The sequence below is a fragment of the Arenibacter sp. ARW7G5Y1 genome (assembly GCF_003201775.1).
Classification (GTDB): domain Bacteria; phylum Bacteroidota; class Bacteroidia; order Flavobacteriales; family Flavobacteriaceae; genus Arenibacter.
Genome location: NZ_QJJZ01000001.1, coordinates 243981 through 269896, shown reverse-complemented (window position 1 = coordinate 269896; position 25916 = coordinate 243981). Strand labels below are relative to the sequence as shown.

Annotated in this window: 23 protein-coding genes and 1 tRNA gene; 11 read left to right on the top strand and 13 right to left on the bottom strand. The window is 40.1% G+C overall.

The window, feature by feature from the left end:
* Entirely contained in the window at positions 1-1719 is a 1719-nt protein-coding gene (recJ, locus tag C7972_RS01085; protein WP_110354358.1) for a single-stranded-DNA-specific exonuclease RecJ, read from the top strand.
* Between the two features lie 152 nt (positions 1720-1871).
* Here recJ and C7972_RS01080 read toward each other — a convergent pair whose 3' ends face one another.
* Genes C7972_RS01080 through C7972_RS01070 form a run of 3 tightly spaced genes read right to left on the bottom strand, consistent with a single transcriptional unit; the run spans position 1872 to position 4358 of the window.
* Positions 1872-2648: a UDP-2,3-diacylglucosamine diphosphatase gene (locus tag C7972_RS01080; protein WP_181422793.1), complete on the bottom strand. Its 777-nt coding sequence runs from the start codon at positions 2646-2648 to the stop codon at positions 1872-1874.
* Between the two features lie 11 nt (positions 2649-2659).
* Positions 2660-3109, bottom strand: a complete 450-nt coding sequence (locus C7972_RS01075) for a 6-carboxytetrahydropterin synthase (RefSeq protein ID WP_110354357.1) — start codon at positions 3107-3109, stop codon at positions 2660-2662.
* A gap of 40 nt (positions 3110-3149) precedes the next feature.
* Positions 3150-4358, bottom strand: a complete 1209-nt coding sequence (locus C7972_RS01070; protein ID WP_110354356.1) for a histidinol-phosphatase — start codon at positions 4356-4358, stop codon at positions 3150-3152.
* Positions 4359-4554: 196 nt separating this feature from the next.
* On the opposite strand from C7972_RS01070, the gene C7972_RS01065 reads away from it, so the two are divergent.
* Entirely contained in the window at positions 4555-5199 is a 645-nt protein-coding gene (locus C7972_RS01065) for a 2OG-Fe(II) oxygenase (protein WP_110354355.1), read from the top strand.
* A 158-nt stretch (positions 5200-5357) separates the two neighbouring features.
* On the opposite strand, the gene C7972_RS01060 is transcribed toward C7972_RS01065, so the two are convergent.
* From C7972_RS01060 to C7972_RS01045, 4 genes are all read right to left on the bottom strand, one after another.
* Positions 5358-5834: a DUF4199 domain-containing protein gene (locus C7972_RS01060; RefSeq protein WP_110354354.1), complete on the bottom strand. Its 477-nt coding sequence runs from the start codon at positions 5832-5834 to the stop codon at positions 5358-5360.
* A 3-nt stretch (positions 5835-5837) separates the two neighbouring features.
* Positions 5838-6608 carry an enoyl-CoA hydratase/isomerase family protein gene (locus tag C7972_RS01055; RefSeq protein ID WP_110354353.1) on the bottom strand — a complete coding sequence of 257 codons (771 nt, stop codon included), beginning with the start codon at positions 6606-6608 and terminating at the stop codon, positions 5838-5840.
* A 150-nt stretch (positions 6609-6758) separates the two neighbouring features.
* On the bottom strand, positions 6759-8093 hold the full coding sequence (locus C7972_RS01050; RefSeq protein WP_110354352.1) for an MATE family efflux transporter: 1335 nt from the start codon (positions 8091-8093) through the stop codon (positions 6759-6761).
* A gap of 12 nt (positions 8094-8105) precedes the next feature.
* Entirely contained in the window at positions 8106-8606 is a 501-nt protein-coding gene (locus C7972_RS01045) for a GNAT family N-acetyltransferase (RefSeq protein WP_110354351.1), read from the bottom strand.
* A gap of 261 nt (positions 8607-8867) precedes the next feature.
* Here C7972_RS01045 and C7972_RS01040 point away from each other — a divergent pair, with 261 nt between their 5' ends.
* Both C7972_RS01040 and C7972_RS01035 read left to right on the top strand, forming a co-directional pair.
* A complete protein-coding gene (locus C7972_RS01040; protein ID WP_110354350.1) occupies positions 8868-9665 on the top strand; it encodes a universal stress protein in 798 nt (265 codons plus the stop codon).
* Between the two features lie 72 nt (positions 9666-9737).
* A tRNA-Ala gene (locus C7972_RS01035) sits at positions 9738-9814 on the top strand.
* 66 nt (positions 9815-9880) lie between these two features.
* Here the strand turns inward: C7972_RS01035 and C7972_RS01030 are convergent.
* From C7972_RS01030 to C7972_RS01015, 4 genes are all read right to left on the bottom strand, one after another.
* Complete coding sequence (locus C7972_RS01030; protein ID WP_110354349.1) at positions 9881-12322, bottom strand: outer membrane beta-barrel family protein; 2442 nt, start codon at positions 12320-12322, stop codon at positions 9881-9883.
* 240 nt (positions 12323-12562) lie between these two features.
* Positions 12563-13066: a nuclear transport factor 2 family protein gene (locus C7972_RS01025; protein ID WP_110354348.1), complete on the bottom strand. Its 504-nt coding sequence runs from the start codon at positions 13064-13066 to the stop codon at positions 12563-12565.
* 124 nt (positions 13067-13190) lie between these two features.
* The gene (locus tag C7972_RS01020) at positions 13191-14246 is read right to left on the bottom strand and encodes a class I SAM-dependent methyltransferase (protein ID WP_110354347.1); all 1056 of its coding nucleotides are present in this window, start codon (positions 14244-14246) and stop codon (positions 13191-13193) included.
* Between the two features lie 357 nt (positions 14247-14603).
* Entirely contained in the window at positions 14604-16628 is a 2025-nt protein-coding gene (locus C7972_RS01015) for a helix-turn-helix domain-containing protein (protein WP_110354346.1), read from the bottom strand.
* A 390-nt stretch (positions 16629-17018) separates the two neighbouring features.
* On the opposite strand from C7972_RS01015, the gene C7972_RS01010 reads away from it, so the two are divergent.
* The 4 genes from C7972_RS01010 to C7972_RS00995 all read left to right on the top strand — a co-directional run bounded on the left by C7972_RS01010 (position 17019) and on the right by C7972_RS00995 (position 21479).
* Positions 17019-17525 carry an RNA polymerase sigma factor gene (locus C7972_RS01010; RefSeq protein ID WP_110354345.1) on the top strand — a complete coding sequence of 169 codons (507 nt, stop codon included), beginning with the start codon at positions 17019-17021 and terminating at the stop codon, positions 17523-17525.
* On the top strand, positions 17522-18103 hold the full coding sequence (locus C7972_RS01005; protein WP_110354344.1) for a hypothetical protein: 582 nt from the start codon (positions 17522-17524) through the stop codon (positions 18101-18103). Before C7972_RS01010 ends, C7972_RS01005 begins: the two co-directional genes overlap by 4 nt.
* A gap of 20 nt (positions 18104-18123) precedes the next feature.
* Positions 18124-19446, top strand: coding sequence for a serine hydrolase (locus tag C7972_RS01000; RefSeq protein ID WP_110354343.1), 1323 nt, complete (start codon positions 18124-18126; stop codon positions 19444-19446).
* Between the two features lie 182 nt (positions 19447-19628).
* On the top strand, positions 19629-21479 hold the full coding sequence (locus C7972_RS00995; protein WP_110354342.1) for a sulfatase: 1851 nt from the start codon (positions 19629-19631) through the stop codon (positions 21477-21479).
* A 116-nt stretch (positions 21480-21595) separates the two neighbouring features.
* Here the strand turns inward: C7972_RS00995 and C7972_RS00990 are convergent, their stop codons facing one another.
* Together C7972_RS00990 and C7972_RS00985 are read right to left on the bottom strand one after the other, a co-directional pair.
* Positions 21596-22174, bottom strand: a complete 579-nt coding sequence (locus C7972_RS00990) for a peroxiredoxin-like family protein (protein WP_110354341.1) — start codon at positions 22172-22174, stop codon at positions 21596-21598.
* Between the two features lie 83 nt (positions 22175-22257).
* Positions 22258-23205, bottom strand: coding sequence for a L,D-transpeptidase (locus tag C7972_RS00985; RefSeq protein WP_110354340.1), 948 nt, complete (start codon positions 23203-23205; stop codon positions 22258-22260).
* 163 nt (positions 23206-23368) lie between these two features.
* Here C7972_RS00985 and C7972_RS00980 point away from each other — a divergent pair, with 163 nt between their 5' ends.
* Genes C7972_RS00980 through C7972_RS00970 form a run of 3 tightly spaced genes read left to right on the top strand, consistent with a single transcriptional unit; the run spans position 23369 to position 25914 of the window.
* Positions 23369-24151: an ABC transporter permease gene (locus C7972_RS00980; protein WP_110354339.1), complete on the top strand. Its 783-nt coding sequence runs from the start codon at positions 23369-23371 to the stop codon at positions 24149-24151.
* A 1-nt stretch (position 24152) separates the two neighbouring features.
* Positions 24153-24935 carry an ABC transporter ATP-binding protein gene (locus C7972_RS00975; RefSeq protein WP_110354778.1) on the top strand — a complete coding sequence of 261 codons (783 nt, stop codon included), beginning with the start codon at positions 24153-24155 and terminating at the stop codon, positions 24933-24935.
* 4 nt (positions 24936-24939) lie between these two features.
* Positions 24940-25914: an MlaD family protein gene (locus C7972_RS00970; protein WP_110354777.1), complete on the top strand. Its 975-nt coding sequence runs from the start codon at positions 24940-24942 to the stop codon at positions 25912-25914.
* Positions 25915-25916 lie beyond the last annotated feature (2 nt).

The window sequence follows — 25916 nt, the reverse complement described above, 5'->3', positions numbered from 1 at the left end:
ATGCGATGGACCATTAAACCAAAACCCGAACAAGCACAAATAGATGCTTTGGCAACTGTGTTAAATGTGGAGGATTTGGTTGCGCAACTATTATTGCAGCGGGGTATAGCCAACTACGCTGATGCCAAAAGGTTTTTCAGGCCCCAGCTTTCCCATCTTCATGATCCCTTCCTAATGAAGGATATGGACAAGGCTGTGGAACGGATCGAAAAGGCTATAGCCCAAGAGGAAAATATTTTGATTTATGGGGACTATGACGTGGATGGAACTACAGCGGTAGCCCTGGTATCCTCCTACTTGGAAAGTTCGTATTCCAACATAGCCACCTATATTCCGGATCGCTACAGTGAGGGCTATGGAGTCTCCCTTAAAGGTATTGATTTTGCCGAGGACAATGGGTTTTCCTTAATAATTGCTCTGGATTGCGGTGTTAAGGCCATTGACAAGGTTGAATATGCCAAAGAAAAAGGCATCGATTTTATTATATGTGACCACCATAGACCTGGAAATACATTACCCGATGCGGTAGCTGTATTGGATGCCAAAAGAGCTGATTGCTCCTATCCTTATGATGAATTGTGCGGTTGCGGGGTGGGGTTTAAATTGATTCAGGCATTGGGAAGCAGAAAAGGGGAAACTATTGAGGATTTAGTTCCCTATCTCGATTTGGTGGCCACAGCCATAGGTGCGGATATTGTCCCTATTACCGGAGAAAATAGGGTGTTGGCCTATTGGGGACTTCAAGTAATCAATCAAGACCCTAGAGCCGGATTCAAGGCTATCATCAATCAGATAAAAAAACAGGTACTTACCATTACCGATGTAGTTTTTATAATTGCACCACGTATTAATGCAGCAGGAAGAATGGAGCACGGGCAACACGCCGTTAATCTGCTAAAGGAAACCGATTTGGAACGTGCCGAATTTTTTGCCGCCGAAATAGAGAAATACAACACAGACCGAAGAAACCTGGACCAGATCATTGCCCAAGAGGCACTGCTACAGATCCAAGAAAACAAAGAAGAAGAAGGTTTTACTTCGGTCGTATATAATGAAACCTGGCATAAAGGGGTGATAGGAATTGTAGCCTCGCGCCTCATTGAAACCTATTACAGGCCCACTTTGGTCTTTACAAAGAGCGGCAATAAATTAGCGGCCTCTGCCAGATCTATTAAAGGTTTCGACGTTTATGAAGCCTTGGAAGGTTGTTCGGATATCATTGAACAGTTTGGCGGGCATATGTATGCTGCCGGACTCACCTTACTTGAAGAAAATTACGAAGCCTTTAAATCCAAATTTGAGGAGGTGGTTGCCAACACCATGGATCCAAAGCTGATGTCTCCAGAAATTATGGTGGATGCAATTATCGGCTTGGATCAAATTACTCCGAAATTAATGCGCATCATTAAACAATTTGCTCCTTTTGGTCCAGGAAATATGACCCCTGTCTTCATGACAGAAAATCTAAACGATACTGGTTATGCAAAAGTAGTTGGCCAAGAAGGAAAACATTTAAAATGTAAACTTTTTGACAAGAATAATGGCTCCAAGAGGTCGGCAATTGACGCGATCGGATTTAATTTGGGCAAACATTTACCTACAGTATCAAGTAAGACCGTTAGTGCTGTTTTTACATTGGATGAAAACGAATGGCAAGGTAAAATAGCCCTTCAAATGAAGTTAAAGGACCTAAAAGAACACAATAGTTATCATATTTAATTTATTGATGCCTGTTGGGCATCAACAAAAAACAACTTTAACAGGCCCAAACTACAAAATAAAGTAGCCCATTCCTTACTTTTTGAGCGTGCAGTAAGATAGGTTAAAAATATTGCGATCTTTCTGGGGTGTTTTATATAATCCGTTCCGTTTCAGCTCTGGGAAGGATCAAATTTTTTAAGGGACAAGCTAGAACCGTCAAACTCGCCATAGGTGAAATAGGAAATCCAATCCCCCAAATTTACGTAGGTAGATTTTTCGTTTAAAGGTATTTCCAATGGCAGGTGCCGATGTCCAAAAACAAAATAATCATAGTGCTGCTGCTCCAGTTTTCTCCTGCAGTACAATACTAGCCATTCGTTCTCCTCACCCAAAAATTTTATATCCTCATCGCCGGAAATCATTTTGTTCTTCACTGAAAGATACTGGGCCAATTTTACCCCAAAATCTGGATGCAACCAATTGTAAAGCCATTTGGATACTGGGTTGGTGAATACCTTTTTCATCCGTTTGTATCCCTTGTCCCCAGGTCCTAGACCATCCCCATGCCCAATTAAAAACAACTTTCCGTTGAGAAGAAAGGATTGAGGTTGGTGATAAACAGGAATATTCAGCTCCTCTTCAAAATAGCCGTTCATCCATAAATCATGGTTCCCCACAAAATAGTACACCGGAATGCCCGAATCTGTGATTTCCGCCAATTTCCCAAAGGTACGGGTAAAGCCTTTGGGCACTACCGTTTTGTATTCGAACCAAAAATCAAATAGATCCCCTAGGAGAAAAATAGCGGCAGCATCTTCTTTAATAGTATCCAACCACGCTACAAACTTCTTTTCCCTTGGAAAACTAAGCTCCTTGCTAGGAGCCCCCAAATGATTATCACTGGAGAAGTAGATTTTTTTGCCCGCGGGAACATCAATAGTTTTCATCCAGGGCCTTTTTAATTATCTGAAGCATACCATTCCGCAAAAGAAGAGTCGGTTTCTTGAAGCTTTAAAGAATGTAGGCTGATATTTTTTGGCAACCTGGCCCTAATTCTATCTGCAAAATCCAAAACCATATTTTCACTGGTAGGTTGATAGTCGGCCAGTATTACATTGTGCCCCCTATCCGTTAGTTCCTGGGCCAATTCCACATGCGGGGTATTTTTATTAAAAACCGTAGCGTGATCAAATTGGTCCACAATCTCCTCCTTCACAATTTTCTTTAAATCGCCAAAATCGATAACCATTCCCAGTTTTACGTGGGCAGTATCGGTAATAGGCCTCCCAATTACCGTTACGGAAAGCTTATAACTATGGCCATGTACATTTCTACATTTACCATCATAACCGAACAAGGCATGTCCAGTTTCAAAATTAAACTGTTTGGTAATACGAATGTTGCCCATATTATTTATTTGGACTGCAAAGGTAATTTATTCTACGAAACTAATCGTTTAGACAAGGCTGGGTCCAAGCAGTTTCGTATTTTATATCCTCTATAGGGTTTTCCTGAAGCTTGGTAGAAGTAATTTTGCTCCTTACAAAGAGTATGTCATCCGTAATCTCAAAATTGGTGGCACTGCCTTCCACAGTCTTTAATTCCTTGACCTCCGTCTCCCCTTTTAGACAGCCAAGAAAGGTTATGGTATAGTTGACCCCTGCTTCCGGTTCAACTTCCACCTTTATATTCTTATCGTCAATGTCCAAGGTTTTAAGGGTAACCCCTGTGGTGGAATAAAAATCGCCCCTTTCCATGGCCTCTATCAATGCCGGAGCCGATAAGGTATCGGACTTCACCACTACCCATCCCCTTCCGGAATTGCTCCATTTTCTGCCCCATTTATGGTAACTATGGGAATCATCGGTCGCCAATCCATACATAAGGGGCTTTTTGGCCGCTATATAGGATATGTTGATCTGATCCCACATTTCCTCAGTAGAAATATGGGTGGAATCTCCCATATTGTGCACCGCGGGATGTCCGTTGTACACTTCAAAAAAGCGCTCTCCCTTCAACGATATCATATCTTCAAGGCTTATGCTGTAATAAAAATTGGGGTGATTAATGTGCGGCATAATAGGAACTCCCGTTTCTTTCCTTTGTTTAAGTACTGCATCCAAGTTGTTTTGCATTACTTCAGAAATACTATTCCCTCCCTGGGGGTCTATTTTTTCCTGAATATTTGTAGCGTTCATATGTACATGCTTACCCTCGAACCTATCCGTTATTTCTTCCGAATGAATAACCAAAAATTCCTCGGGTTTTTCAAAAAGATCCCTATACTCGGCATAGGTCTTTAACTTTACATGTACTTTTCCAGAGTCCGTTTTATAATCTACCCAATCCTCCCCATAGGTTGCCAAATAGTTCTTAAAGCTATTCTGATAAATAGAATCTTCCCTAACCTGTATCCATTTTTCTTCCATAGAAATAGTATTATGGTCCGATAAGGCTATAAATTGGTAATCGTTGGACCTGTACCAATCCAAAATAGTCTCAGGAAACTCATCCCCATCGCTCCAAAAGGAATGGGTATGTAAATTCCCTTTATACCATTTTTTATTTGTAGCTTCTTTGGTACTTTTATTTTTATCACCGCAGCTTCCGATCAAAAAGGTTAAAATCAATACAATACAAGGTAAAATATGTCTCATTTTTAGGTTTGTTTGGAAATTAAAGCACAAAAGTTACTGAAAATGTATTAAAAATCAGGGATTAAGTCAATAATCAACAATAAATATGACAATTATATAATATTTCGGTTCGGGACAATTAAGATCCACTTTACACACTGTGTGAAACCAATTGCATTTTGGTCTATTTTTGTCCGATTTTTAAATTCAAACCAACTTGGCCGAACTATTTGAACAACTGGAGTTTAAGGAGAATCCACTTTTTGAAAAAGTGATAGAGGATATCCTGTTGCAGAAATACAGTATTGTGGACGAATTTTTCTCGCAGGAAGATGTAGCCCAATTGCGGGATTCCCTACTGACCAAATATGAAGAGGACCAGTTTAAAAAAGCAGCGATCGGGAATCGTGGCAACTCATTGATTATAAAGGCCATCCGCGGTGATTTTATCCTATGGATGGATGAAAGCAGTAAGGATGTCCTGGAACAACAATTTTTTCTAAAGATTAATGAATTGGCCAATTATCTGAACAAGACCTGTTTTATGGGAATCCTGTTCAAAGAATTCCACTATGCCATCTATCCTGAAGGTACTTTTTACAAAAGACATTTGGATACCTTTCAAAATGACGATAGGCGTAAACTCTCCATGGTGTGTTATCTAAATGAACCAGACTGGAAGCCGGAAAAAGATGGAGGGGAATTGGTCCTATACTTACCTAGGGAAAATGGTGAAGAGGCAAAACATATTACCCCCTTTCCTGGAAGGGTGGTTATTTTTGAAAGTCAGGAATTGGAGCACGAGGTAAAACCTGCCCATCGCGAACGCCTGAGTATTACTGGCTGGTTAAAGACCAGGTAACCAACTTATCTTTTATATCTTCTATTGTTTCTAATTCGATTTACGAAATATACCACCAATAAAACCAAGGCTAGTAAGGGGAAAACAAAGTTCCCGTTTAAAAACGATAAAATATCCATTGCAAAAGTTTAAAAAAATAAAACGGTGAACCTTACCAGTTATTGCTTCTTTACAAAAAACGCCACGATCGCCGATGTAACGATTCCCATGGTCAATGCACCAAAAAGACTTTGAAGTATATAGCTTTTCAAATTAAAATAGCTCTCCGCGGCCTCTTGATCCATTTTTCCCGAATCCACCACAAAATTAATGATATTTGTAAAATATTCCGGAGTAATGTAGGTATTGGTAATATATTGGGTTAGCGGACTTATCAAGGCGATGATCACACTTAAAATAATACCACTGATAAATCCCTGTTTCCAATTCATTTTTCCATTATAATCCACTTTTCTTTTGTCCAATAAGGCCAATACATATACTGCAATGGCTATAGCGGCAAAAAAATTGGTATAAATGGCGTGCTTTTCAATTAGTACATCGTGCCACCCCATAGATTTCTCAAAGACCATCCAAAGTAGGGTAGCCAATGCAAAAATAATGGCCCATTTAATTTCAATACGGAACTTGCTCATAATCTATTTATTTTTAAATTTATCCAATGCTTTCTTAGTTTCTTCAGAGATTGCCAAACGCCCTGTAATTTCTGCCCGGTTGGTTAGTAAGGTCTCCCAATGTCCGGTCCCTTCCCAAAGTACTTTTTTCCATTCCTCCAAAGCCTCCGGATTATACTTGGCCAATTTTTCAGTAAATATTTCCAGCTCCCTATCCATTGCTTCCTGTTTATCAAACACCTTGGAAAACAACCCCTTTTCCTGTGCCCAATACGCAGTTTTCCATTCATTGGGAGAAAGCGAGAGTTCGGACAGTGCAGCAACCCCAATTTTTCGTTGAACCGCTGGTGCAATCACCAAGGGTGCAATGCCTATGCTTAGTTCGGATAAGCGCATAGAGGCGGCCTCAACGGCAAATACATAATCGCAGGCAGAAATAATTCCAACCCCGCCACCAACGGCCTTACCCTGCACCCTTCCCACGATAAGCTTTTTACAGGTCCGCATGGCATTGATAAGGTGTGCAAATCCGCTGAAGAATATTTTCCCCTTGGACAAATTGTCCACTTCCATTAATTCATCAAAGGAAGCCCCGGCACAGAAAGCCCTATCCCCTTCAGATTTCAATACAATTACAGATACCTCCGTATTATTGGATAATTCCAACAAAGTATCTGTGAGTCTTTCCAATAGTTCCAATACAAATGAATTACTGGCAGGGTGTCCAAATTCTACCGTAGCAACCCTATTTACAATATTGGTATATAAACTTCCATTTGATCGGGTAGTGCCCATTTTGTTTTAGTTTGTTGTTATTATTCCCAAATTTTTTTCCCGTGTTCCACATCTATGGACTAAAAGACTAGATGCCCCAAATACAAAGTCTATCTGTACCTCAGCTTTTTACCCTTTGTAAAATACAAATCTTAGGGTAGTATTTCAAATTTACACGTTTTGAAGAAGCGGGCGAAACTTTCGCCTAAATTTCCATACCAAAGCCCCACCCCTTATTATCATCCAAAGGGTAAAAGCAATCCAGATTCCATAAAGGCCCCATCCCAGGAACTTACCAAGGAAAAGCACAGGAACAAAACCAAGGAAAGTAGCCGTCAATAAGACATTTCTAAGGTATTTCATTTCTCCCAAACCTTTAAAAAGTCCGTCGAACACAAAGGCCACCATATTCATTGGAATTCCAAGAATAAGGATAAAAAATATGGAATAGAAAGCTTGCAATACCGTTATGTCATTTGAAAATATACGCCCTATAGGCCTATAGAACAGGAAACCCATAGAAGCAAGTATCAAACTAATCACAAAACCGTACAACATTATCTTTTTTGCCAATTCCCAGAGTCCGTCGTAATTTTTGGCCCCCAATAGCTTACCGCCCATAATATTCCCGGCGGCACCATAGCCATCAATAAAAAAAGCAGAAAAAAGCCAAAGGTTTATAGCAATGGTATGTGCCCCAATATATCTGTCCCCCAAAGCGGTTGCCTCCCTTACCGCCAAAATCAGGGCAATGTTTAAGGCCAGTGCCCTTACAAAGAGATTCAAACTCATGACCACCAACCTACCCAATTCCGGATGAAGGGGAAATGTAAGGGCCAAACTGATATCTGTTTTCGCAATCAGCAGTACAAATGCCATTAAAGCCATAATACCTTGGGCAATTAAACTGGCCCAAGCCGCCCCTTCCAAATACATAGGGGTAATTACCCCTTCCACGCCATAAACCAAAATAAAATCCAATACTATATTTAAAACAGCCCCCGTAATGGCGATCAACATAGGGTAATAGGTATTCTGTAAACCTCTAAAAATGCCCATAACAGCAAATACAAATAGGGTTAGCGGAAAACCCCAGACCCGTATGGAATAATAAGAAATACAGAGTTCCAGAATTTTGCCGGAGGCGTTGAGCAAAACAAATATTTCCTCCACTACAAAAACCGTGGAAAGGAGGATCACAATACTTAGCAGAATGTTTAAGAATATGGCTTGTGCCGGCAGCGTTTTGACCCTTTCCAACTTCCCAGCACCCAAATATTGGGCAATTATAGCAGAGATGGCACTACGCGTCTGACCTAATATCCAAATCAACATGGACAAAAATGAACCTACTATTCCGGCTGCCGCCAAGGATTCCATCCCATCTTGGGGTATGTTGCCTACAATGGCCGTATCGGTTATGGAAAGAATTGGTTCGGCTATACCAGCAATAGTAGCGGGAATGGCCAGGTTATTAATCGTTTTAAAATTTATTGGGGTCTTCAAAAACAGAATATTTTATAAAATTAATTCATAACAGTAAAAGGGAAACCTACTTTGTTTGGTGAAATAGATATCCCCAACAGCCTTGTAACCCCGTGCCCGATATAATTTATTATTGCGGCCATTTTTACTGAAAGTATCAAGCCTAACAGAAATAAACCCACCTTTACGGGCATAATCCTCTGCGAAATCCATTAATTCCTTGGCATAACCCTTTTTTTGTTCTTGCGGATCCACTGCCAAACGGTGAATATAAATATTGTTTTTATTGGGCGTTAACCAGCTAATTGAATCATATTCTTTATCCATGTGCGTAGACACTACGATTGTTCCAATTATTTTATCATTTTCCTCCAAAACATAAAGTTCCTTGCGGGCAACATCCTTTTCAAAGGCTTCCCTTGAAGGATAAAACTCGTTCCATTGATAAATGCCCTGATCAATCATGCTTTTTGAGCAGGCCTGTGTAATAGTAAGAATATCGGGAATTTCCAATAACTTTGCCAATCGAATCATGCACGGTTCAATTTAATTTGTAAATTTATGCTATTCATGAACAATTGAATTATTAATAGGGAAAGAATTACCCTATTTACGATAACCAAAATGTTGAATTTCGCCATGTCTGACCAACAAACAAATAGAGGCGTTTAAAACAATTAATACTGAACTTATGAAATGGGCCATGACAGTTTTGGATGCTTACCGAAATGATTGATATGGCCAATTATTCCCGATAGTTATAGGGATGACCAATAATTAAACAAATTTAAACCGATGAAAAATATCCTAGTTCCAATTGGAACCTCTGAAAATGCCCATGAAACCTTACAGTATGCGGTTGATTTCGCTACCGAATTTAACGCCAATATTTATGTAATGGAAGTATTTAGTGTAAGTTCCAGTGCCAGCAGTTTGGCCAATATTAGGGAAAAACTTGATGAACGTACCAAGGAGCACATGAAAGGGGTTATTGACAAGGTGAATGCGAGGAATATTAATATAAAGATAGCTACCTACAACGGTGACATTGTTGATGGACTTAAAGATATTGATAGGGATTTAGGGATTGATCTGATCATTTTGGCACCAAGAAGTAATGACATCCAAGAAGAATATTATCTAGGAAACACCTCCGGAAAAATTGTAAAACAAACAGATATACCTACCCTTATTGTACCAAAAGGGACTGTTTTTAAACCGTTTAAAACAATATTGACAGCCTTTAAATCGGGAGTATTAAAGCAGAAGAGTATTTTAAACCCCTTGGTTGAAATTAAGAAAAAATTCGAATCCAAAGTGAGTCTTTTATTTGTAAAGACCCCGGGCTATACCAAGGATGATCTTAAAATAAACATGTCTTTAATGGGTCTGAGTTCTGAACTTACCCAATCTGAAAACCCATCTACCTATTTGGGGGTATTACAGCATTTTGAAGCCAAACATCCGGACTTATTATGTGTATTTAGGAGAAAAAGGGGATTCTTTAAAAAATTATGGGAACGGAACACTATTCTTAAATCGGAATTTTATGCCCCGGTACCTGTTTTGGTCCTAAGTGTAAAGAAAGACTAAGAAATTTGGAATTAGCTGAAATTGTGCTTTGATTATGTTGGAAAAAGTATTTTCTTTGCGGCAGCCAAATTTGGGGGATTAGCTCAGCTGGCTAGAGCGCTTGCCTGGCAGGCAAGAGGTCACCGGTTCGACTCCGGTATTCTCCACCAATAAACACGAAGCTTCAAGAGTTTTTAACTCTTGAAGCTTTTTTTATTTGCATGCAATTTGCGCGCTTACATCCTATTGCGTTCCTCTTGGGATCCCGTTTCCCGTTTTCTAGTTTCCTTTACTTTTTTATTCCCGAAGGGAAAAGAATAGGTTAGCTGAAATACCCTTTCGGACCAATCGTTATTACCATAGGTCTTTATGCCCAATTCGGGCTGGTCGTATTCCCATTCTATGATACCGCTAGTGGCAGTGATATCCTGTATACTGAAGGTAAGGGAACTCTCGTTCCTAAATTTCTTGCTGATCCCAAAGTTAATGTAATGACGCAAGTACTGCTCTTGGTCTCCGGATATGTACGGACTCATATACCTGCCATCTATGTTGGCGGTCCATGAATTCCCCAGTTCAAAAACGTTGGCCAATTGGGCCGTAACGGTAAATAACCCTTTTTCAAAAGGTAGGGGACGGTTGGAGGCATCCTTTACTTTCTTATAGGCACCGTCCAAATTCCAATTCATTTTCCACATCTTACTAATTTTTATGGGGAAGCTCATATTTAGTAGGAACCCGTCCATCCGATCAAAATTAATGGGGATACTTGTCTGCAGGTTCTTTTCCTTATCCACCGTGTTATAGAAAGCGATGGCACCCTTGGTCCTGTTTATTTCCATCGAGATCAAAAAAGAACCCTGGTTGTATGCCAGCCTTACCGCATTGGTAAACGATGGCCTAATCCGCGTGTTTGAAGTGGCGAACAATGACGGGTCTATTAAAACGTAGTAACCCGCCAAACTAAAAAAAGACGGACGCTCAATACGGCGGTTAAAGGATAAAGTCAGCGAATTGGTCGAATCAATAGCATAGCTGGTCCTGACGACCGGAAAAATATTATTGTAAGTAACGCTAAAGTCGTTTTCTCCAACGGTATCGTCAAGTTCATAATTATAGTGCTCCAGTCTAAGGCCCAGATTACTTTCCCATTTCCCGTTCCATTGTTTATGAAATGAAGCATAGGCAGCCAAAACCTTTTCCGCAATATCATCGTTCATTGTGAATGCTTCGTCCACTTCCCAAACACCCGATGTTCTGTTCCGGATCTGTGATTCGGTGTTGGAGTTATTAAACGTGCCTTTGAGACCTGTTTCCCATTTGTTGCCCGCTTCGGACTCCCATTCAAAATCGGCCTTTGCCGTTTTGATTTCAAATTGTGATTCACGACCTACTTCTGTTCTTTCAATAGCTTCCGCAGAATCAAGATTGGAAAGTACGGAAGAATTTTGCACATCCAGTGTCACCCTATCCACATCGATATTTAAAGAAGCATTAGCTCCTATTTTTCGAAAATAGTTTAGATTTATAAAGGTGTTGCTGTTAGGATTGTCAACATCAAGGAGGAATTCCGAATCGGTATTGGGCACCGAATTTATTGAACCACTTGACCTACTAGTATAATCATGACCCAGTTCATTATTTTTGGAATACCCAAAAAGCCCCCCTACAATGTTGTTTTTATCAATTTCAAAATCGGCCCCCAATGTAAAGCCCAATGAATTACTGCTAGGATTTTCAAATTTCAACTTGTTCTCGTAATAGTAGTAATCTCCCTCATAATCATATTCCCTAAAATGATTTATCAATAACTGGGGAGATCTGCTATGAAAGCCAGTGGCATTGCCATAAATGTTCAAACTGTTGTTGCGATAATTAAAGTCGGTACTTCCGTTTAATTTTTCCCTTTGTCCAATACCAGCGGTAAAACTAGCGTTACCGTTAAAACCATAAAGATTATTTTCCTTCATGACAATGTGGATAATACCGGCGGCATTATCAGCATCATATTTGGCCGAGGGCTGATGTATAAGTTCTATACGATCAATGCTTTCTGCACGCATACCTTTTAACTGCTGTATCAAGTTGCTCTTGGGTACGCGTGATACCCTGTCGTTTATCATAATCAGCACCTCCCCCTTATTGTTTAGACTGATGCTGTTCGAATTCTCCTGTACCATTACCCCAGGTGCCTTTTGAAGCACTTGCAGGGCATTGTTACCACTAAAAGTAGGCAGGGACCCAACATTCAATATCAACCTATCGCTCATTTGTTGGAATAAGGCCTTACGCCCAACCACCTGAACGCCTTGCAACTGTTGGCTCATAGGCGATAATTGGATATTTTCCGTAGAATGCTCTTTTAAATCGGTCAGTGCTATAGATCTGTAGTAAGGATCATATCCCAGGAGGGAAATATTGAGTAAATAATTGCCAACTGCCAATCCTTCCACCGCGAAACGACCCTCTGTATCGGTAGTAACCCCCTTCACCAATACAGAATCCCGTTCTTGCAAAAGAAGTACATGTGCAAAGGGCATAGCTTCCTCATTCTCATCATGAACTTTGCCTGTCAGCGAAGCGTTCTGTGCATTTAAGACCTCTCCTGCTCCCATAAGCAGAAGGACCAACACTAAACCATAATTGTTGAGTTGACGCATTGTGTGTATAATTTTCATTTTTTATCCATTAAGTGAAATTTGAATGCTCCGGCGCCTGTCTATCGACAGATGGCTCTACCCTTAGGTATAGACTTTGGGGAAGTGCTATGGATCCTAAAACACTATGATCGTAGGTGGGGAAATGAAAATATATCACTCCCTCCTTTATGAATCAATGTTTGTACAGATGGTTTATTAAATGGGTGTAAACCGTAATCCAAGCAAGCTCTTGCCAATATTCATTGTTGTGGAGCACTTTTAACTATCTATTTTTGCCAAGGGTGAATGATGTTCGTGAACCATTTTCCATCCATTGTTAGTCTTTACGAACAACAATGTTATTTGGTCATTAACCACCACTAGTTCCTCTCCAAATTTCAAGTGAAAATCCGAGTGAAAGGTTAAATTGGCCACATCGCCATAAACGGCAATTTGTAAATCCTTGGCATCGAACTTTACTACCTCGGAAACAGCACCAAAAACACTTCGTTCATGAGCTTCATTGGCAGCACTCCCATTTCTTGGTTCTCCATTTTTGAATTCCGTAAACTTGGGACTATAGGCGTGGAAGGAAATTAATTTATCCATATCCCCATCTTTAATACTTTGTGCAATTGCACCAAAAGTCTCCATCACTTCTTGTTTCGCCTCCGGAAACTCATCATTTATCAAATCGATCCTATCTACTTCTGCTCGTTGTGCATATCCTGAAATTATAATTCCGAAAATCATAATTATTGCAAGTGACATCTTAGTATTCATAATATTATATTTATATGGTTAATAGTTTATTTTTTATGTGTCCGATATTTGCCAGTAAGGATTGTTTTAATCCTTATTGGCATAAAATCAAAATGGTTGTATCTCCTGGCAAGAATAAAAAGATCTAGGCCCTTGCCTCCAAAATCAGATTAAACGGTGTTTCCGTAGCTCTTTTAAACCTAGTAAACCCTCCTGCGGTAGCAACTTCCCGTAAGCGTTTTTCCCCTGCCTGGGCACCTAGGGCAAGACCTACCTCCTGGTTTAAGGAACAGGGTGTACATAGTGTAGTGGAAAATGCATAAAAAGCTCTCCCGACAGGGTTAAGGTTTTCCTCCAAAGTATCATTTGCAAAAGGTTCCACGATCATACAGGTACCGTCCGGTTTTAAGGCTTTTTTTACATGGGCACAGGCGCCAACGGGGTCGCCCATATCATGCAGGCAATCGAAGAAGGCAATAAAGTCGTAATCGCTTCCAGGAAAATCCTTGGCCAGGGCCACTTCAAAAGAAATATTGTCCAAACCAGCGGCGGCGGCACTTTCCCTAGCATGTTCTATAGATTTAGGATGATAGTCATACCCTATAAAAGTGGAGTTGGGATAGGCCTTGGCCATAATAATAGTAGACGCTGCATGGCCACAGCCAATATCCGCTACCTTGGCCCCACTCTTTAATTTGGCCTCAACACCGTCCAAAGATGGAATCCAGTGATTCACCAAATTATTCTCATAGGATGGACTGAAGAATTTTTCGGTACCGCAGAACAAACAGGTACTGTGATCTCCCCAAGCAACGCCTTCACCCGATTTAAACGCTTTTTCCATCTTGGGGGTATCGTTGTAGACCGATGTAATGGCATAAAATGCTCCGGTCATGAAAACAGGACTTTCTTCATCGCCAAAAACAGCGGCCTGTTCAGGGGTCATTGAAAAACTATTGGTAGTGGCATCATAGCTTACATACCCCGATGCCGCCTGGGCCGATAGCCATTCGCGGACATATCTTTCCGCCGTATTTGTTTCATCGGCCAATTCGGTCGAATTCATCGGCCCCAATGCCGCCAAAGATTTGAAAAGTCCCAATTTATCCCCCAATAAGATTAAGGGTCCATTGGCAGCAGCTCCCATTTCGGTAACTACTTTTCCCAGTAACTCGTTTAATTTTGCTTCATTTAATTCCATAGTTCTAATTTTAAGTGAACAATTACTATTATTTATGAAGGGGAACTATTTTTTACTCCAACACTCCAACGCTTAAGTAGGATTCTTATCCAAATTCTCGCCCGATGCTAACGGGGTTTTATTTGGATTAATTGACTCTTAAGATTAGGATAATTTCTGCGGAACGGACTTTCGCTTTTACACTAAAAAGAAGGAATATTTCCACTGATCCCACAATTAATCCTCTACTTAAAAATTGATGTGGTCAAAGATGGATATAAACGTAAAGTGCTGCTTAACAGCTATGTTGCAAACTTGTTAAATTTTTGTACAGGCCTTCAACTTATGGTGCGCAACCTTTAAAAAATGTTGAAAATCCTAGTTGGAGCTATTAATTTCTGAAGAAGTTTTTATAGGTATCCCTATACTTGAAAATCCAACTTTATCATAAAGACTTATGTATCGTGGATCATTTCTAAGCGGGGCAAGAAGTGGCTCCTCCCTTAACCAGGTCATTTCAACCTCATGCCTCTCGTACGACCTTTGTAGCCATTCAAAGGTCTTCTCATAATTTTTTTGAGTACTATAAAAGAGTGCTATAAACCATGCCGGACTACCGGAAGAGCGATTTTCATACTTGCTTTCCAACTCCACCAAATATTTAGAAGCATCTACAGTATCGCCATCCATTTGGGCATAGACGGCATTAAGCCACATCAAAATTGGTGGATAGTCCGGAAATTGGGTCAGTAATTTATGAAGTTGTTTTTTTGATTTTTGATATTCCTTTAGATAGTAATTCAGTTTAGCGGACTCCCTTAGGTAAAACCAATTATCACTATGCAAAGAATAGGTATTGTTTAAGAGCTCCAAAGCTTCTTCAGTTTTTCCAAGAAAAAACAAGGCTTCGGCCTTGAAGAAGAAAAGAAAGCCACTTGATGAATCGGTCAAAATAACTTCATTCATTGCATTGAGGGCATTTTGATACCTTCCTGTTTTTATGGCATAATCTGCATTGATAGAGGGTGTATTGTCTATGAAGGAATCCTTCAAAATTCTTTGATAATACTTCTCTACCTCTTCAAAACGCCAATCGTAAAAAAAATACCCACTGTATAATTCTTCTTCTACTTCCTTATTGGTCGGATCTAATTTCAGTGCCTTCTCCAGTAATTTTTTTGCATTTCTCCAAGCTTCTTGTTCATCATATATGCCCCAGACCAATCCTCCGAAGCTCCATACCGTAGCCTGGCCTCTATAGGCATCTATAAAATTCGGGTCTATAGCGATAGCCTTTTCATATAAGGCAATAGCATTGGAGTACGATAGTTCATTGGCCTTATTCTTTTGAAACTCGGCTTGAAGGTAATAGGAATAGGCCTGTTTACTTTTTGTGGGCACTTTTTGAATATTATCAAGCTCATTGTCGGCAATAACAGCATTCATGTTGGCGGCAATACCTTCTACCACTTCGGTCTGCATTTTAAAAATTTCGTCACTTCTCCATTCCCTTACGTATTCTTCCGACCATAAGTGGTCGTTGGTTCTACTGTCTATCATTTGCAGGTTTATTTTGATTTGTTCTCCTGAAATCTGAAGATTGCCCTGCAAGAGGTTGGTCACCCCCAATTCGGTCGCAATTTCTTGGGTAGTCCTATTCGTTTCCTTGTATTTTATAGTAGATGTAAAGGGAATAACTTTATCAATGGAATTAATTTTGGTGAGTCTAGAGATAACGGCATCTGTCATTCCATCACTAATATATTCCAGATTTGGATCTCCCGTCCAATTTTTAAAGGGCAGTACGGCAATGGATTTTTCCTCAATTAGGTTTTCCATTCCTTTGGTTTCAACATTTTTCTTTGAAGTAGTACTATAAAGAAAAAAGGCCGTTGATACTACTGCAATTAGCAAAACAGACAAGATCAATGATTTATTATAGTTTCCCTTTTGTCTTTTTGATAGGGCAACGTGGGAGGGCATTCCTTGGTTTATTTCTAAAATGGATGGTTCCCTCCCCTCAACAAGTTCATTGGCATCTCTGGATTTAACCTCCCCCGGGGTATACCCGTAAAACTTATGGAAAGAAGTGCTAAAGTAGGTGGCACTGCTGAACCCCACCCGATAAGCAACTTCTGAGGCCGTAATATTCCCTTCCCTTAACAGTTCCAAAGCCCTCTTTAATCTGTATTCCCTGATGAACTGGCTTGTAGAGACCCCAACCATTTTGTGCAGTTTGCGATGTAGACTGGAACGACTCATTCCCACCGCTTGGGCAAGACTATCCACGCCGAATTGATCGTTATTTAAATGCGCCTCAATTTCTTTGGTAAGTTTCTCAACCAAAGTACCTCCCATTGATTTTTCTTGGAATTCTTTGTCCAAATTATTGTCCGAACTCATTTATATATTCAATTTCTTTAGGGGAAGTAGTACAAGTTAAGCAATTTTAAAAAAAAATTGAGGAGCAACTATAAGACAACTAACCCAAAGTTCTGCATTAACCCCCTTTGAAGCCGCTTAAAAAATTATAAATTCTTACAAGTAATGGACCTCTTACACCGGTCTTATGACCACTACTATCCAAATACCGAACACCTTTAATTCATGAAGGATATACTTAGGTAACCAATTTATATTGCCACCGGTAAAAAATGGAGTTTGGGCAAGCTGGCAATAATAGTTGTCATGGACGATCTGACTTCAAATTGGAATATGTCTGAAACATTTAATGGATAAGTTGTCATATTTTTAAGACTCCTGTAACTAAAGTAGTAGAGACAAGATATAAGAATGGGCAAAGAACTTGAAAACACTTTTCTGGAGGCATTGGAACAAAATCAACAAAAGTTACTTAGAATTTGTTCCGTTTACGCCAAGGATGCCGAAGATACCAAAGACCTTCTTCAAGAGGTACTGATCCATATTTGGCAATCAATGCCCAATTTTAAGTCCAACTCCTTACTATCTACCTGGATGTTTCGCATCACCTTGAATGTTTGTCTTCGTTTTCGTTCCAAGAAAAGCAAGAAACAAAAACGTTTCCTTCATATGGATAGCATTGCCATGGCAAACCTTCCATCCGAGAGGGAATATAATGAACAGCCAACGCAACTGGTACAACTAAGAAATTGTATTAAAGTACTAAACGAAGCCGACAAGGCCGTGATTACACTCTATCTTGAAGAGCTCCCCTACAAGGAAATTTCAGGGATACTTGGTCTCACGGAAAATTCAGTAGCAGTTAAGGTAAAAAGAATTAAAAAAAAATTGTTGAACTGTATAAACCAAGTGTCATGATGGACGATGAATTGATAAAGATTTGGCAGACCTCCCCAAATCAGGAGAAGATAAAATTTGAGAAATCAAGATTGATGCTGGATGTACAGTCGAGCTTAGACCACTTTCATAAATCAATAAAATATAGGGATATAATGGAAACAATCCCCGCAATTTTTATAATTCCATTCTTGGTCCGTATTGCTTACACTATTCCCTTTACGCTTTCAAAAATTGGCGTAATTTGGATTATACTTAGCATTATTTATATCATTATTAGGTTGCAAATTACAAAAAGACATAAACCAAGTGCCTTTACCGAAACATACCATGACTATTTATATAAAACAAAGGCGTATCTCAACATACAAAAAAAGCTATTGGACACCGTTTTGTTCTGGTATTTTTCACCTATTGCAATTGGGGTAGTACTATTCTTTGTAGGATCAATTACAGACATGCAAGAGTTGTTTTTAAAGCTTACCCTCCTAATCGGGCTAGGGATAATTGTTTATTATTTGAACAAAAGAGTGGTTAAAAAACAAATAACCCCTAGATTGAAAAAAATTGACGAACTTATTCAAGTAATGGAAGAGTAACGACTACTAAATTAAAGAAGATGAAAAATTTACTACTATTGATCACCATTGTACTAAGCACAAACTTGTCCGCCCAGGATTTCGAAAGGCAAAAAATGGACAGTCTTTTCACCCTTATCGAATCCAATCAAAAAGGCATGGGGAGTATTTCCATTTTTGAAGAAGGAAGGGAAGCCTACCAGCATTCGTTCGGCTATGCCAGCAAAGAAGGGAATATAAAGGCCACAGATAAAACCAAATACCGTATCGGCTCCATTTCCAAAACGTTTACCGCCTCCATTATCATGAAATTGATCGAGGAAGGCAAATTAAGTTTGACCACCAAGCTTTCGGAATACTATCCGGAAATCGAGAATTCCAAAGAAATAACTATAGCACAATTGTTAAAACATCGGAGCGGTATATTCAATTTTACCAATGCCGAAGATTTTACATCCTGGATGGAACAGCCTATATCAAAAGCAGATTTGGTTAAAAAAATAGCAGCAAATGGGAGTGTATTTGAGCCCAATGCCAAATTTGAATATTCCAACTCCAATTATGTGCTGCTTTCCTTCATTGCGGAAAAAGTAGAAAATAAGGCCTTGGCACAGCTGATAAAAGAGATGGTGTGTATGCCCTGCGCCTTGGAAAACACCTATTATGGCTCTAAAATTTCAACAAAAAATAATGAAGCGAAGTCCTATATTAAATCCAGCGAATGGCAATTGGCCCCTGAATCCGATATGTCCATTCCCCAAGGTGCCGGTGCCGTTGTTTCCACCCCTCAGGAACTAAACAAATTCTTAAACTGCCTTTTCAACAATAAAATTGTTTCGGAGAAAACGGTGCAAGCAATGATGGAAATCGAAGATGGCTATGGCCTAGGGATGTTTCAAGTCCCATTCTATGATAAAAAGGCTTATGGACACAACGGAGCAATAGACGGTTTTCAAGCCAATGCCTACTATTTTCCAGTAGAAAACGTGTCTGTGGCATTTACGGCCAATGGCCTGGCCATGCCCATAAATGATATCATGATCGGGGTATTGAGCATCTATTTTGGAAAAGAATACAGTCTGCCTGAGTTTAAGGAAACAAAGGCCTTGGACCTAAAGTCGGAAGATTTGGATAAATATCTCGGTGTGTATTCGAGTCCAGGTTTTCCTTTAAAAATAACCATAACCAAAAAAGATAATATACTTATAGGTCAGGCTACCAATCAACCTTCATTTCCCTTAGAAGCCTATGAAACTGACAAGTTTAAGTTTGAGCAGGCCGGATTAGTATTGGAATTTAGTCCATTAGACCATAAAATGTTATTGAAACAGGGAGGTGGGAAATATGAACTAAGCAAAGAGTAGTTTCTGCCAGTTTTAAGACGCTACAAACAACAGCTAAAAAGAACCAATTTGTGGAAAAATCGATTATAGATCAAAATTATTTTCTGGGCAGGTATAAACGATGTTTATCGATGGCCCTGGAAAGTCTATAATATTCGTTAATTTAAGGTCCTGATACAAAGGCAATTAATCCAGACCCAAAAATGACAAAATATCCTAGTCCCAGAATTGTGGCATTGATTTTAATGTTGGCTTGTTTAAGTCTAGTACAAGCTCAGGAAAGACCTAATATTCTGTGGATTACCAGTGAGGACAACAGTGTTTTTCTGGGTTGTTATGGTGACGAATTTGCCAATACCCCCAATCTTGACAAATTGGCAAGTGAAGGTTTTTTGTACACACATGCCTATGCCAATGCTCCGGTTTGTGCTCCTGCCCGTAACACCATTATTTCGGGCATCTATGCCAATTCTGGCGGGCACTCCAATATGAGAAGTAATTATCCTAGGGGTAAGCATGTGAAATTCCATGTGGAAGCCATGCGGGAATTGGGATATTATTGCACCAATTCGGTTAAAACCGACTACAACACCAATGTTGATAAGGAAGTATGGGATGAATGCAGTTCGGATGCCCACTATAAGAATGCGCCAGAAGGAAAGCCTTGGTTTGCCATATTTAATACCACCATTACCCATGAAAGTAAAATTCACGAGCAGTTACCTCTAAGTGAGTTGGGTCATGACCCCAAAAAAGTCCCTATTGCCCCTTACCATCCGCGTACCCCGGATATGGAACGCGACTGGGCACAATACTATGACCGTGTTCAACAAATGGATGCTTTTGTAGGCGAACGATTAAAAGAATTGGAAGACTCTGGAATGGCCGATAATACCATTGTTGTTTATTACGGTGACCATGGCGGCGTATTGGCAAGAAGCAAAAGATATGTGTACGAGACTGGTACAAGGGTACCTTTTATTGTGCGCATCCCTGAAAAATATAAAAATTTATGGCCTGCCAAGGAGCCTAATTCAAGAATAGACCGTTTGATCAGCTTTGTTGATCTGTATCCTACCTTACTAAGTTTGGTGGGAGCGCAAATTCCGGAACAGTTACAAGGAGAAGCCTTCTTAGGTGAAAACATAAGCCCCGATCCAAAATATGCATATATGTTCCGTGACCGTATGGACGAGTGGTACGATATGAGCAGGGCGGTTAGAAGTAAAAAATACCGCTACATCCACAATTACATGCCACACAGAATGTATGCTTTGCCAATAGAGTATTTGTTCAGGGCCAAGTCCTTGCAATCATGGCAAACAGCCTATGACAATGGTGAATGCAACGAAATTCAGAGTGCCTTTTGGAATTCGAAGCCAGTGGAAGAATTATATGACACAGAAAACGATCCATGGGAAATAAACAACCTGGCCAACAGCCCAAAATACGCCGATATTTTAGAGGAAATGCGTACAGCCAACCGCAAGTGGATAATAAAAATTAAAGATACCGGGTTTATGCCCGAGGATGAACGCACCATAGAAGCAAAAGATCAGGCTATTTTCGATTTCTTTCAAAGTGGTGGGGTACCCATAAAAGAAATTATTGAAGCGGCTGAGCTGGCCTCCTTGGGCAAGGTTGAAAATAAACAAAAGATGGTAGAATTCCTTAAATCCAAAGAATCTGCAATCCGCTACTGGGGAGCAACGGGTTTGCTCCTCCTTGGGGAAAAAGGAAAATCTGAAATTACCGCTTTAAAAAAAGCCGTTGATGACCCTTCGGTGAGTGTAGCAGTGGTAGCTGCAGAATCGCTGTACAAACTTGGAGAGAAACAAGAAGCTTACAAGGCTTTTATAAGGGCTTTGAAAACCGACCGTGAATTTGCCCAAACCCAAGCGATGAATTCAATTTATTTGATAGATGACAACAGCCAATTGCTAAAGAATGAGGTATTGGGAACACTACAGAGAATGAAGACTGCGGATCGTAACAAATACAATTACCGGGCTGCCATGAACTTGGTGAACAAATGGGAATTGGTCCTTAATTAAAGGAAGCCAAAATAGAATACCCAGCTCATAAAGTTTAGTGAAAGTTACAACTCATATTCTTTAGATAATGGTCCCTTCTTCCCTCTAACCCAAAGGATCATCGATTCCTTGGCAAACTATTTTTCCCTTTTTACCATCCTTTCAAGTACATGGATAATTTCCAAGGGCCCCATTCGTTGAGTATAATTTGCCTCAACATGCGCTGCTTCAATGATTTGGTTAGTATTGATTATGAAAGTAGCCGGAACCGGTAAGGTTTTTAAACCCTCACCATTCAATACCGTTAAATCCCGACGCTGGTGGTAATCCTCTCCCGGATCAAACTGAAGGTTGTACGCTTTTATCACATCCTGATCAGCGTCACTAAGTACTTCGAATTCAAGTTCGTTTTTTTGTATGGCCGTCAATGCATCATCTGGCCTTTGGGGACTAATGGCCAATAAGGTGGCCCCAAGCGACTTAATCCGAGGTAAATAATTCTGTATTTCCCTAAGATCCAGATTGCAAATAGGACACCACTCCCCTCGATAGAACTTTATAATTACAATTCCTGATTTTAACGCTTCATATAGTGATACTTTTTTACCAAAAGCATTGGGCAAGTTAAAATCGGGCGCCCTATCTCCCACAGAAAGTCCTTTTACTTCAGCGGCATTGGCAATGACCAACTTTTGGAAATCTTGTAATTCACCCATAACATATTGTTTGAAGTGCAAACTAATAAAAAGTATGATCAGCCTACAACTATATATCGTAATTTACCAATAATTTGGGAAGACTACTTATAAATATCCTCTAGTTCCCTTTTTTCACCCTTATCATCCAAAATAGTTAAATCGTATCGTATTTGGATCGGGGTATTTAAGGGGGCGTGGTAATAAATAATCCATGCATCGGATTCGGCTACACCTATACAACCGTTGGAATATGCCCTTCCCAGGGTTTCTGGATTGGTGGTGGGATGTATCATTTGCCCATTGCGAATACCATTTATTTCTGTTTCAATCCATGGGATAATAGGCATTATGGTAGTTTTTTTATCATCTCTTTTAGTTACATAAAATCGCTTGCCGGTCACCGGATTATAAAAATGAGGATTTCGTTCCAGTCTTACTATTTTTCCTTTTCCGGTTTTGGTCCTTAAATCGGTTATTCGGTCTCCCATGGCCAAATATCTTTTTCTGTGCTGTCCTACCCGTACTGGGAAGATATATAACAGTAGGGAATCTTGATAAATGCGAAGCTTAAACTCTGGAATGTTTACGTCTATCCAAGTATGTTCCAAATCTCTTATAATCCCCTGTCCTTCAGTATCATTCGGAATCAACAAGGTGTCGTGAGCCTTGAGTACAATCATTTTACTTTGATCATAAACAAAGGAATCCAACGCCATCTGCCGGTAATAATCCGTATTGGCCAAGGTATCCATTATCCACGGATTGGCATGTACCAAGACATGCTCGGACAAAGCATAGGGCACCAAGGAGTCGTACCTATTCGCCAAAGAATCCATAAACTTAAAATAATGGCCCACTGTAATATCCTTGGTAACATAAGCCAGAAGAGGTTTGGCTTTCTCTGGAATATTATTCTGCGCCTCTACCCTTTTTGCTGGGGTGTTGGACTTTTCAATGGAAGTATTCTTTGGTGAAATAGGTCGATTGACATTACATGAAACTATCAAAAGAGCTAATACATATAGAAAGATAATATTGGCTTTAATCATATGGGTAAAGTTTGATTCGGATTAAATCAAAGCTAATACGCCTCATGGGATTATAAAATGATAATGGTCACACCCTTTCCCCCGGTATATGACATTCCTCATTTTAAGCCCCTGGCTTTCATGCTATCTTTGATGAAATAGACCCTTACAAAGGGATTTGGGTATGGGCAACACATCTACATTATTTAAAGGGCTAAAAGAATTTTTCATAGAGATTGGGGATCTCTCCAATTTTGCCACCCGGTTTTTTAAGGAAGTACTAAAACCTCCTTTCGAGTTTAAGGAATTAATGCGGCAATGCTATCAAATGGGAAATAGATCCCTGGTCCTGGTAACGATTACAGGCTTTATCATCGGTCTGGTACTTACCTTACAATCCAGACCCACTTTGATTCAATTCGGAGCCGTTTCATGGATGCCCAACATGGTAGGGATCTCCATAGTAAGGGAGATAGGGCCCGTTATTACCGCCCTGATCTGCGCTGGCCGAATAGCCTCAGGGATAGGGGCAGAATTAGGTTCTATGCGGGTAACCGAGCAAATTGATGCCATGGAAGTATCGGGAACCAACCCATTTAAATATTTGGTAATAACGCGGATAATGGCCACAACTCTAATGATACCCATTTTAGTCATATACGGGGATTTGGTAGCCCTATATGGATCGGCACTAGTAGAGAATTTAAAGGGTGATGTTTCCTTTCAACTCTATTTTAATACGGTTTTCGATGCTTTGTCCTTTAGTGACCTGGTACCGGCCACCATAAAATCGTTCTTTTTTGGATTTGCAATAGGATTGGTTGGATGTTTTAAAGGCTATTATTCCAAGAAGGGAACGGCAGGCGTTGGGGTAGCAGCCAATACGGCTGTAGTAATGGCATCCCTACTTTTGTTTGTGATCGATTTTATTGCGGTATTTATTTCCGATATTTTTTATGAACTTTAATATGACAGACCCAAACCAAATAATAACTTCAAACGAAACCCTCCCTCGGGGAAAAGCGGTTATTGAGATCAAAGACCTATATAAGAGTTTTGGGAACAATCACGTCCTGAACGGATTTAACATGACCCTTATGGAAGGGGAAAACCTAGTGGTCATGGGTAAATCGGGCTCCGGTAAATCGGTCATGATCAAATGCCTCGTAGGGCTGGTAAAACCCGATAGAGGAACGGTCAAGGTTTTGGGCAAGGAAATAAATGCATTGGACCAGAAAACCTTGGACGAATTGCGTTCGGATATCGGATTTCTTTTTCAGGGGAGTGCCCTTTACGATTCCATGACGGTCCGTGAAAATTTGGAATTTCCCATGCGTAGGCACAAAGAAAAATTGGGAGCGGTTACGGATACCGAACCCCTGGTGCGGGAAGCCCTGGAAAATGTTGGATTGGCTCATACCATGGATTTAATGCCCGTAGAGTTATCGGGAGGTATGAAAAGAAGGGTAGCCCTGGCACGTACCCTGATACTTAAACCAAAAGTTATCCTCTATGATGAGCCTACCAGTGGTTTGGATCCCATTACCTCCAAGGAGATTATAGAACTTATGCGTTCCATTCAAAAGAAATACGGTACTTCTTCCCTGATCATTACCCATGATGTGGACTGTGCCCGTGTAATTTCTGAGCGGATGATACTTCTGGTAGATGGTATAAATTATGCGGAAGGTACCTATTCACAATTATCGCAATCTACCGATCCAAAAGTGGATGCGTTTTTTAAAAAATAAGCATATGGCAAAGACTAAATTAGAAAATTTGAAACTCGGAGTATTTGTAGTCTTCGGCACGGCACTACTAGTCGTTGCTGCCTATTTAATTGGGAACAGACAGAATATGTTTGGAAAGACCATTCCCGTAAGTGCCATTTTTAAAAATGCCAACGGACTTCAAAATGGGAATAATGTACGTTTTTCCGGAATAAATGTAGGTACGGTGAACAAAATTGAGATGATCAACGATACCACCATTCGAGTGCATATGATCATTGAGGAAAAAATGCAAAATCATATTAAAAAAGATGCCGTAGCTACCATTGGTTCCGATGGACTTGTGGGTAGTATGCTCATCAATATTGTACCGGGGGAAGGAAAGACAACCCATATTGGCCCGGGGGATGAATTGCAGTCCTATAGCAGGGTGGCCACCCAAGACATGCTAAACACCTTGAACCAGACCAATGAAAATGCAGCTTTATTAACACAGGATCTCCTAAAGGTCACTAGGTCATTAACGCAAGGCAAAGGCACCTTTGCTAGGTTGCTCAACGATTCCCTAATGGCCAAGGATCTACACCAAACCATAACCAATTTAAAACTGAGCAGTAATGAAGCCAACAAAATGATCCGGGAAATGAACCAAATGGTAAAGCAGCTCGATTTTGAGAATAGCGCTGCAGGGGTTCTCCTAAAGGATTCCATTTCCGGCAATAAAATGAGGAATGTAATTTCGCATCTGGAAAATTCCAGCCTAGAGATCGAAAATATGTCCAAGAACTTAAATTCGGTCATCGGGGATATTAAGACTGGAAAAGGGGCCATTAATTATTTGGCCACAGACACCGTATTGGTACGACAACTGGAAACCAGTATGGAAAACGTTACGGAAGGAGTGAAAAACTTCAATGAAGTTACGGAAGCCTTAAAACACAATTTTCTCACTCGCGGCTACTTCAAAAAAAAAGAAAAGAAGGAGAAAAATAACAGATAAGT